Origin of the sequence: Nonomuraea lactucae (assembly GCF_003313395.1) — a bacterium.
Lineage (GTDB): Bacteria > Actinomycetota > Actinomycetes > Streptosporangiales > Streptosporangiaceae > Nonomuraea > Nonomuraea lactucae.
This window is the reverse complement of sequence record NZ_QNFZ01000935.1, coordinates 1-8,989: the sequence shown is the minus strand read 5'-3', so window position 1 is coordinate 8,989 and position 8,989 is coordinate 1. Positions and strand designations below refer to the sequence as shown.

Genomic DNA, 8,989 nt, shown 5'->3' with positions numbered 1-8,989 from the left:
CCCGGCGTGCTGGCCGGGCACAGCGTGGGCGAGTTCGCCGCCGCCGCACTGGCCGGGGCGCTGACCGCCGAGCAGGCGCTGGCCCTGGTCCGCGAGCGCGCCCAGGCCATGGCCAAGGCCGCCGCCGTCACCGAGACCGGCATGACCGCGGTGCTCGGCGGCGACGAGGAAGAGGTGCTGGCCGCCATCGCCAGGCACGGCCTCACCCCCGCCAACATCAACGGCGCGGGCCAGATCGTCGCCGGCGGCACGCTGGAGCGGCTCGCCGCGTTCAAGGACGACGCCCCGGCCCGTGCCAGGCTCATCCCGCTCTCCGTGGCGGGCGCGTTCCACACGGAGCACATGGAGCCGGCCGTCGCCCACCTGCGCGAGGCCGCCCAGGCGGTCACGCCCGCCGACCCCGGCGTCACGCTGCTGTCCAACGCCGACGGCCGGGCCGTGACCGGCGGCGCCGACCTCATCGAGCGGCTGGTCAACCAGATCAGCAGCCCCGTCCGGTGGGACTCGTGCATGTCCGCCATGGCCGGGCTGGGCGTCACCGCGATGATCGAGCTGCTGCCCGGCGGCACCCTGACCGGCCTCGCCAGGCGCGGGCTGCGGGGCGTCCAGACCGTGGCTCTGAAGACCCCCGACGACCTCGTCGCTGCCAGGGAGCTGATCAAATGAGGATTCCCGACGTCGCCCCCGGCGCGAGGGTGCTGGCCTTCGGCCACTACCAGCCCGCCACGATCGTCACCAACGACGACCTGGCCAAGACCATCGACACCAACGACGAGTGGATCCAGTCGCGTGTCGGCATCAAGGAGCGCCGCATCGCGCCCGACGGCGAGTCGCTCGAGGACATGTCCGTCCAGGCGGGTGGCAAGGCGCTGGCCGCCAGCGGGCTGTCGGCCGGCGACATCGACCTGGTGATCGTGGCCACCTGCACGCTGGAGACCCAGATCCCCAACGCCGCCGCCATCGTGGCCCACCGGCTCGGCATCCGGGCGCCCGGGGCGTTCGACGTGAACGCGGCCTGCGCCGGCTTCTGCTACGCGCTCGCCACCGCCAGCGCCGCGGTCCGGAGCGGCGACGCCCGCCACGTGCTCGTCATCGGCGCCGAGAAGCTGTCGCAGTGGATCGACTGGACCGACAGGTCCACCGCCGTGATCTTCGCCGATGGCGCCGGCGCCGCGGTGGTCGGCGCGTCCGACACGCCCGGCATCGGGCCGGTCGTCTGGGGCAGCGCGGGCGACAGGTCCGACGCGATCATCATCGACGACCGCGACAGCTTCCTCCGCCAGGAGGGCCAGACGGTCTTCCGCTGGGCCACCACCGCGCTGCACCCGGTGGCCAAGGAGGCCTGCGACCGCGCCGGCGTCGACCCGTCGGAGCTGGCCGCGTTCGTTCCACACCAGGCGAACCTGCGGATCATCGAGGCGATCGCCCGCAAGCTCGGCGCCGACAACGCCGTCATCGCGCGCGACATCGTCACCGCCGGCAACACCTCCGCCGCGTCCATCCCGCTCGCGCTCTCGCGCATGCTGGAGCGCGGCGAGGTCCGCTCGGGCGACCTCGCGCTCGCCCTGGGCTTCGGCGCGGGCCTCACCTATGCGGGCCAAGTCATCGAGATTCCGTAGGATCCGGTACGGCCCGCGCCGCACCGCCCACCGGCAAGTACGGCGCAGGCCGTACGGACAACACGAATAAACCAACAGAAGGAGAACCAGCGACATGGCTGCCACCGAGCAGGACATCCTCGAGGGCCTCGGCAAGATCATCAACGAGATCACCGGCATCCCGGCCGGCGAGGTCACCCCGGACAAGAGCTTCGTGGACGACCTCGACATCGACTCGCTGTCCATGGTCGAGATCGCCGTGGCCGCCCAGGACGAGTTCGGCGTCGAGATCCCCGACGACCAGCTCAAGAACCTGAAGACGGTCAAGGACGTCCTCAACTTCATCCAGAACTGAAGGGCCGTCCCTGACGGCCCCTGCTGATCGACCCCTCAGATCGACAAGGAGCGCGAAACAGTGAGTGCGAACCGGGTACGTGTCGTCGTCACCGGGCTCGGCGCGACGACGCCCGTCGGTGGAGACGTCACCTCGACCTGGGCGGCGCTCCTCGCCGGTCAGTCGGGCGTCAAGGCCATCACCGAAGACTGGGTCGACACCGTCCCCGTGAAGTTCGCGGGGACGGCCGCGGTCGACCCGGCCGAGGTGCTGCCCAGGCCCGAGGCGCGCCGCCTCGACCGCAGCGAGCAGCTGGCGATGGTCGCGGCCCGCGAGGCGTGGCAGGACGCGGGCGCTCCGGACGTGGCGCCCGAGCGGCTCGGCGTCGTGGTGTCCAGCGGCATCGGCGGCATCAACACCACCCTGGCGGCCTACGACACCTACAAGGAGCGGGGCTGGAACCGGCTCTCGCCCTTCACCGTGCCGATGCTCATGCCCAACGGCCCGGCCGCCTGGATCGGTCTCGACCTGGGCGCCCAGGCGGGCGTGCACGCCACGGTGTCCGCCTGCGCCTCCGGCGCCGAGGCCGTCGGCTACGCGCTGGACATGATCAGGGCGGGCCGCGCCGACGTGGTCGTGGCCGGCGGCACCGAGGCCGCGATCCACCCGCTCAACATGGCGGCCTTCGCCGCCGCGCGGGCCATGTCCACCCGCAACGACGACCCCGCCGGGGCGTCGAGGCCGTGGGACCGCGACCGCGACGGGTTCGTGCTCGGAGAGGGCGCCGGCATCATCGTGCTGGAGTCCGAGGAGCACGCCAGGGCTCGCGGCGCCCGCGTCTACGCCTACGCGTCCGGGGTCGGCTTCTCCGCCGACTCCCACCACATCACCCAGCCGGAGCCGGAGGGCCGTGGCGTCATCATGGCGATGACGCAGGCGCTCACCGACGCCGACGTCACCGGTGTCGACGTCAAGCACGTCAACGCGCACGCCACCTCGACTCCCGCGGGAGACGTCATCGAGGTCCAGGCCGTCGCGAAGGCCATCGGCACGCACCCGCTCGTCACCTCGACCAAGTCCATGACCGGCCACCTTCTGGGTGGCGCCGGCGGCATCGAGTCCATCTTCACGATCAAGGCACTGCACGAGCGTCTCGTGCCCGCAACCATAAACCTTGACAACCCGGACGAGGGCATCGAAGTTGATCTCGTGTTCGGCGAGAACCGTCGGCTGCCCGGCGGCGACATCGCCGCGGTGAACAACTCGTTCGGGTTCGGCGGTCACAACGTGGCGGTCGTCTTTAAGGGGGCTTAAATGACCGTGCTAGACAACAGGGTGGTGGCGCAGGGCTCCGACGCGGAGCCCGCTGATCCCCGTGATCCCGTAGTCCGCCTGACCGCGCTGCTCGACGAGGGCTCGTCGCGGCTGATCACTCCACAGGACAAGAGCGGCGTGCTGGCCGCGATGGGCCGCGTCGAGGGTGTTCCCGTCGTCGCGTTCTGCAGTGACGCCCGCTTCCAGGGCGGCGCGATGGGCAGCGAGGGCTGCGAGCACATCGTGCACGCCTACGACGTGGCCGTCCGCGAACGGGTGCCGATCATCGGGATCTGGCACTCCGGCGGTGCGCGACTCGCCGAAGGCGTCGAGTCGCTGCACGCCGTCGGCCGGGTCTTCGCCGCCATGACCAAGGCGTCCGGCGTGGTCCCCCAGATCTCCGTGGTCGTCGGCCCCGCCGCCGGCGGCGCCGCGTACGGCCCGGCGCTGACCGACCTGGTGATCCTGGCCGACTCCGGCCGCATCTTCGTCACCGGGCCCGACGTGGTCCGCAGCGTCACCGGCGAGGACGTCGACAGCGCCGCGCTGGGGGGCCCCGAGCCCCACAGCAAGCGCAGCGGCGTCGTGCACGTGGTCACCAAGAGCGAGAGCGACGCGCTGCTGCGCGCCCGGCAGCTCGCGGTGCTGCTGGGCCACCAGGGCAGGGTGCGTGCCGCCGAGGTCGAGGCGACCGGCGAGGTCGACTTCTCCACGCTGCTGCCCGAGTCGGCGCGCCGCGCCTATGACGTCAAGCCGCTGGTCAACGGCCTGCTCGACGAGCCGGGCATCGAGCTGCACCCCAAGTGGGCCCCCAACATCGTCACCACGCTCGGCCGGCTCGGCGGCCGGACCATCGGCGTGATCGCCAACAACCCGATGCGGCTCGGCGGCTGCCTCGACGCCACGTCCGCCGAGAAGGCCGCGCGTTTCGTCCGCATGTGCGATGCCTTCGGGGTGCCGCTCGTCGTCCTCGTGGACGTGCCCGGCTACCTTCCGGGTGTCGGGCAGGAGCACGACGGCGTGGTCCGGCGCGGCGCCAAGCTGCTGCACGCGTTCGCCGAGGCGTCGGTGCCGCGGGTCACGCTGGTCACCCGCAAGGCGTACGGCGGGGCGTACATCGCGATGAACTCCCGCTCTCTCGGCGCGACCAAGGTGTTCGCGTGGCCGACGACCGAGGTCGCGGTCATGGGCGCGGTGGCCGCGGTGCGCATCCTCAAGCGGCGCGAGCTGGCCGCGGCGCCCGAGGAGGAGCGGGCCGAGCTGGAGCACCGGCTGGCCGCCGAGCACGAGAAGACGGCCGGCGGGCTGGCCCGCGCCCAGGAGCTGGGCGTGATCGACGAGGTGATCAAGCCCGAGGAGACGCGCGGCGCGATCGCCAAGGTTCTCGCCCAGGCCACCCCGGCCCGCGGCGCGCACGGCAACATCCCCCTCTGACGACCGACGAACGGCCCCGCACCGATGTCCGGTGCGGGGCCGTTCGTGTGTATAGGGTGCCGTGTGTGTCGGGTGCCGCGTGTGTGTCGGGTGCGCGGTGCGTCCGGCGTCGCGCGCTGGGCGGGGGTCGGGGGCTGGTCAGACGGCGGCGTGCAGCCAGCGGACCGGCGCGCCGTCGCCCGCGTAGCGGAACGGCTCCAGCTCCTCGTCCCACGGCCTGCCGAGCATCTTGTCGAGCTCCTCCTCCAGGACGCAACGCCCCTGGGAGGCCATCAGCATCACGGTCCTGAGCCGGTCCTCGGGCACCATGATGTCGCCCGCGGCCCCGATGACCGCGCTGAACGCGCCGAGCGTCGGCGTGTAGGCGTGGCGGGACCCGTCGACGCCCGGCGAGGCGTCCTCGGTGGTCTCGAACCGGATGCGCTGCCAGCCCATGAGAGACGACGTGATGGCCGCCGCGATGCCCGCGCGGCCCTCCCACTCCGCCTGCGCCCGTACGACGTTGGGCGCGGCTGGTTGCGGCGTCCACGTCAGGTCCACGGGCACGCCAAGGACACCCGCGACCGCCCATTCGATATGAGGGCACAGCGCGGGCTGAGCCGAATGGACGTAGAGCACGCCACGAGCAGACACCGGACCTCCCGATTCGGTACGAGGTGCGCCTTCCCCAACGGCCTCGTCCTGGGATGATCACAAGTGACTAGGGAGAGACTACCGTCGGTCGCTAGCGGGCACCAGAGGGGGCCCATACCAACTTGTTGCGGGAGAGGCGTGTGACACACCGCCCGGGGCGGAAAGATAACGCCTCATGGACATCCAATCCGCCGGCGAGGCGTTCATCCGCCCAGGTCAGGTCCTGACCGATCGGGGCGCGCTGTCCGTCGCGGCGCGCTGGACCCAGGCGGTGTCCGAGAGCGACGGCGTTTGTGTGATCCATCTGAAGTCCGGGGCCGACCCCCGTGACGTCACCAGAGATCTGCGGGAGCGAGGGTTCCGCGCCTCGCCCAACCACGTGATGATCGGGCAGCCGCTCTTCTTCGGCGGACCCGCCTCCCGGCCGTTCCCCGTCCCCCCGATCCCGTACAGGCCGGGCCGGAGCCGCTCCCCCGTGGTCGTCGGGCTGCTCGACACCGGCGTCGCCAAGCATCCGTGGTGGGCGGGCAGCGAGTGGTACGGCGAGGTGGACCGGGAGGACTACGACGCCCCCGAGGGCGCCCAGGCCGGCCACGGCACCTTCATCGCGGGCCTGCTCCTGCGGCAGGCCCCGGACGCGGCGCTGGCCGTCCGCCGGGTCCTAGACGGGCACGGCGCCGGCGACGAGGCGCACGTCATCCGGGCGATCAACCGGATGCGTGAGCGGCCCCCGCAGGTGCTCAACCTCTCCTTCGGCTGCCACACCTTCGACGACCGGCCGCCTCCCCTGCTGGCCGACGCGTTGGGCTCGCTGCCCGACACGGTCACGGTCGCCTGCGCGGGCAACACCGCGAGCGACCGGCCCTTCTGGCCCGCGGCGCTGTCCGGGGTCGTCGCGGTGGGAGCGGTGGACGCCGCGCAGGAGCACAGGGCCCCGTTCTCCTCCTACGGCTCCTGGGTCGACGCCTGCGCGCGCGGCGAGTGGCTCGCCAGCGCCTATCTGGAGGGCGGCGACTTCTCCGGCTACGCCTCGTGGAGCGGCACGTCGTTCGCCGCGGCCCTGGTCGCGGGCGCCATCGCCGACGCCGCGAGGGACGGGTCGGCGCTCGACGCGGCCCGCCAGTTGCTCGATCCCGACAGGTCCCGGCAAATTCCCGATCTGGGAGTTCTCGTACCGTCGAGTCTGTAGAGTTTACGCTCAGTCCTCGGCCAATCACGATGAGGCAGCGTGGCCGTGTCGTGAGGCAATGGGCGAAGGAGGCCGCATGCACGAGCCACGCGATCCGGGAGAGCTGCTCACAGCCGCGGCCGACGACGACCGCACGGCCTGGGACGAGCTCGAATCCCGGTTCGGGCCGCGCATGTGGGCGGTCGCCCGGGCCTGCGGGCTCAACGAAACGGATGCCGCGGACGCGGTTCAGGGAGCATGGCTGCGTCTGCTGGAGCATCTGCACACGATCAGGGACCCATCGGGCGTCGGCGCGTGGCTTGCCACCACGACACGCCGGGAAGCGATGCTCATCGCCAGAAAGGGGCAAACACTCGCACTCCGCGTCGAGATCGCGTCCGAGCCTGATCCGGCGGCGGCTGTCCTGGAGGCCGACAGCAGCCGCCTGCTTTGGAAGACGGTCTCCTCCCTGAATGAGCCTTGCCGCACACTCCTCCAGCTGCTGGCCACAGATCTTGGATACCAGCAAGTCGCACTCCGTCTGGGCGTGCCCATCGGCAGCGTGGGCCCGACCCGGACGCGGTGCCTGGAAAAACTGCGCACCCTGATCCAACTACAGGAGACGGTGCAATGATCAACGACGACTATTTCCTGGCGGCTCTCCGGCTGGCCGCTGGGAACGACCCGATTCCCGGGCACGTGTCCGCCACGGCACGCGACGCCTATGGGCTCCGGGTCCCCCAAGCGGTCACCGCCGCGCCCGCCGAACGCGCCGCACCCGCGGGGGTGCGGGGCACGGACGGCTGCCACATGATCCGGTTCGTCGCGGCCGGCCTCACCTTCGACCTGGAGGTGACGGTGGGCGACGGGCTCATAGACATAGCGGGGCAGGTGATCCCGCCCCCGGGTGAGGGCAGCCATGTCGATGTCCGGACCCCCCATCTGACGCTCACGAGGCGTCTGCCCCGCACCGGCCAGTTCGCGGCCACCGGCCTGCCTCCGGGCTGGCTCAGCGTGGTCTGCCACCGGCCGGGTCACGCACCCGTCCAGACCAGGTGGGTGCGCATCCGCCCATGACCCGCCACAGCCGTCAGCCGTGCCAGGGGCGTGGCAGGTCGACGCGCTGGGGCGTTCGCCGCCGGGCCCGCCATGGCGGCCGAGCAGGCGGCGGGCTCGGCATGGCGGCCGAGCAGGCGGCGGGCTCCGCATGGATCAGTGGAAGGACCGGCAGAGGGGAGGATCTGCGGATTGGACAGGATCGGGCCGCTGCGGAGGTTGGTGGTCGAGGCCGAGGCGGCGGTGTTGCGGTCCGTCGTCGATCCCGCCGAAGCCCTGGCAGCGGCACGTGCCGTGCTGGCCGATGCCGAGGCGGCCGTCGAAGCAGCCAAGGCCGTCGAGGACGCCCAGGCCTCCGGGACAGCCGGAGCCAGGGCGGCCGGGGCGGTGGGAGCCGGAGTGGTCGGGACGGCCGGGGCGGTCGAGGCGGTTGTCGTGGCACTCCGGGCGATGGCGCTGGCCGCTCGCGAGCTCGGCGATCTCCAGGCCGCCGAGGAACACCTGCGCCGCGCCATCGCCTCACGGGGGGCGCCGCGCGAACGGCTCGCCCAGGCCAGGCTCTCCCTGGTGACCGTCCGGACCGAGCGCGGCCATCCCCTCCAGGCCCTGGGGATCGCGGCGCTGGCCCGCCCCCACCTGTCGCCGCTCGACCGGGCCAAGCTCGACACCCAGCGGGCCGTGGCCCTGGCCCATCTGGGCCGCTACGTGGAGGCGGTCACCGCGTGCGACCGCGCGCTGAAGACACTGGCCGACGCGCCCGGCAGCATCGACGACCGCCGCTTCCTCGCGGGAGGCCTGCTCAACCGCGGCCTGGTGCAGGCGTACTGCGGAGACTGGGACACCGCCATGCGCGACGTCACCGCGTGCCTGCGGATCGCCCGGGACGCCGGTCTCGACCACCTGGCCCGCCTGGCCGCCGCCAACCTGCCGTTCCTCGCGGTACGGCGGGGCGACGTCGCGGGCGCGTTCAGCCACTACCGGGCAGCCGAGGACACCCTTTTCGGGTTCCCGGAGCGGCTGGCCACGATGCGCGCCGACTTCGCAGCCGCCCTGCTGGCCGCCCACCTCGCGGGTGAGGCGAGGGAGCTGCTCCTGCTCGCCGTACCAGACCTGGAGGCGTCCGGCGCGCAGGTGGCGCTGGCCGACGCGCGGCTGAAGCTGGCTCAGGCGGAACTGCTGACGGGCGACGCCCGGCGCGCGCTGACCGTGGCCGAGCGGGCCGGGCAGGAGCTGGCCGCCCAGGGCAGATCGTCATGGCTGCCGCTCGCCAGGGAGGTGGTGCTGCGTGCGCGCCTGGCTCTGGAGGGACCCACGCGGACCCTGCTGGCCGAGCTCGTCCGCTGTGCCGACGATCTCGACCGGGAGGCCGCCCACCGGGCGGGCGCGGCGGCGCTCCGGCTGGAGGCGGCCGAGGCGGCGCTCGCCCTGGAGGACCGTCCGGCGGCGTCCGTG

Annotated in this window: 10 protein-coding genes; 9 read left to right on the top strand and 1 reads right to left on the bottom strand. The window is 72.5% G+C overall.

Annotated elements, in window-relative coordinates; genetic code table 11:
* From DQW85_RS32540 to DQW85_RS32520, 5 genes are all read left to right on the top strand, one after another.
* A partial coding sequence (locus DQW85_RS32540; RefSeq protein ID WP_162795549.1) for an ACP S-malonyltransferase occupies window positions 1–666 on the top strand: 666 nt, incomplete at its 5' end.
* Window positions 663–1,619 carry a beta-ketoacyl-ACP synthase III gene (locus DQW85_RS32535; RefSeq protein WP_113703614.1) on the top strand — a complete coding sequence of 319 codons (957 nt, stop codon included), beginning with the start codon at window positions 663–665 and terminating at the stop codon, window positions 1,617–1,619. The genes DQW85_RS32540 and DQW85_RS32535, both read left to right, overlap by 4 nt.
* A 94-nt stretch (window positions 1,620–1,713) precedes the next feature.
* Entirely contained in the window at window positions 1,714–1,953 is a 240-nt protein-coding gene (locus tag DQW85_RS32530) for an acyl carrier protein (protein WP_113703613.1), read from the top strand.
* 60 nt (window positions 1,954–2,013) lie between these two features.
* On the top strand, window positions 2,014–3,246 hold the full coding sequence (fabF, locus tag DQW85_RS32525) for a beta-ketoacyl-ACP synthase II (protein ID WP_113703612.1): 1,233 nt from the start codon (window positions 2,014–2,016) through the stop codon (window positions 3,244–3,246).
* Window positions 3,247–4,680 (top strand): carboxyl transferase domain-containing protein, encoded by a 1,434-nt coding sequence (locus tag DQW85_RS32520; RefSeq protein WP_113703611.1) that lies wholly within the window; start codon window positions 3,247–3,249, stop codon window positions 4,678–4,680.
* A 138-nt stretch (window positions 4,681–4,818) separates the two neighbouring features.
* Here the strand turns inward: DQW85_RS32520 and DQW85_RS32515 are convergent, their stop codons facing one another.
* Window positions 4,819–5,313 (bottom strand): DUF3145 domain-containing protein, encoded by a 495-nt coding sequence (locus DQW85_RS32515; protein ID WP_113703610.1) that lies wholly within the window; start codon window positions 5,311–5,313, stop codon window positions 4,819–4,821.
* A gap of 175 nt (window positions 5,314–5,488) precedes the next feature.
* Between DQW85_RS32515 and DQW85_RS32510 the strand changes: the two genes are divergently transcribed.
* From DQW85_RS32510 to DQW85_RS32495, 4 genes are all read left to right on the top strand, one after another.
* The gene (locus DQW85_RS32510) at window positions 5,489–6,502 is read left to right on the top strand and encodes a S8 family peptidase (RefSeq protein WP_113703609.1); all 1,014 of its coding nucleotides are present in this window, start codon (window positions 5,489–5,491) and stop codon (window positions 6,500–6,502) included.
* Between the two features lie 76 nt (window positions 6,503–6,578).
* Window positions 6,579–7,115, top strand: a complete 537-nt coding sequence (locus DQW85_RS32505; RefSeq protein WP_113703608.1) for an RNA polymerase sigma factor — start codon at window positions 6,579–6,581, stop codon at window positions 7,113–7,115.
* Entirely contained in the window at window positions 7,112–7,558 is a 447-nt protein-coding gene (locus DQW85_RS32500; RefSeq protein WP_113703607.1) for a hypothetical protein, read from the top strand. The genes DQW85_RS32505 and DQW85_RS32500 overlap by 4 nt, the downstream gene beginning before the upstream one ends.
* Window positions 7,559–7,729: 171 nt before the next feature.
* A partial coding sequence (locus DQW85_RS32495; RefSeq protein WP_205315581.1) for a hypothetical protein occupies window positions 7,730–8,989 on the top strand: 1,260 nt, incomplete at its 3' end.

Bases quoted from the DNA above. Each gene is read 5' to 3' on its own strand.
- DQW85_RS32535 (WP_113703614.1), top strand. From the start codon at position 663: ATGAGGATTCCCGACGTCGCCCCCGGCGCGAGGGTGCTGGCCTTCGGC.
- DQW85_RS32530 (WP_113703613.1), top strand. From the start codon at position 1,714: ATGGCTGCCACCGAGCAGGACATCCTCGAGGGCCTCGGCAAGATCATC.
- DQW85_RS32520 (WP_113703611.1), top strand. From the start codon at position 3,247: ATGACCGTGCTAGACAACAGGGTGGTGGCGCAGGGCTCCGACGCGGAG.
- DQW85_RS32510 (WP_113703609.1), top strand. From the start codon at position 5,489: ATGGACATCCAATCCGCCGGCGAGGCGTTCATCCGCCCAGGTCAGGTC.
- DQW85_RS32505 (WP_113703608.1), top strand. From the start codon at position 6,579: ATGCACGAGCCACGCGATCCGGGAGAGCTGCTCACAGCCGCGGCCGAC.
- DQW85_RS32500 (WP_113703607.1), top strand. From the start codon at position 7,112: ATGATCAACGACGACTATTTCCTGGCGGCTCTCCGGCTGGCCGCTGGG.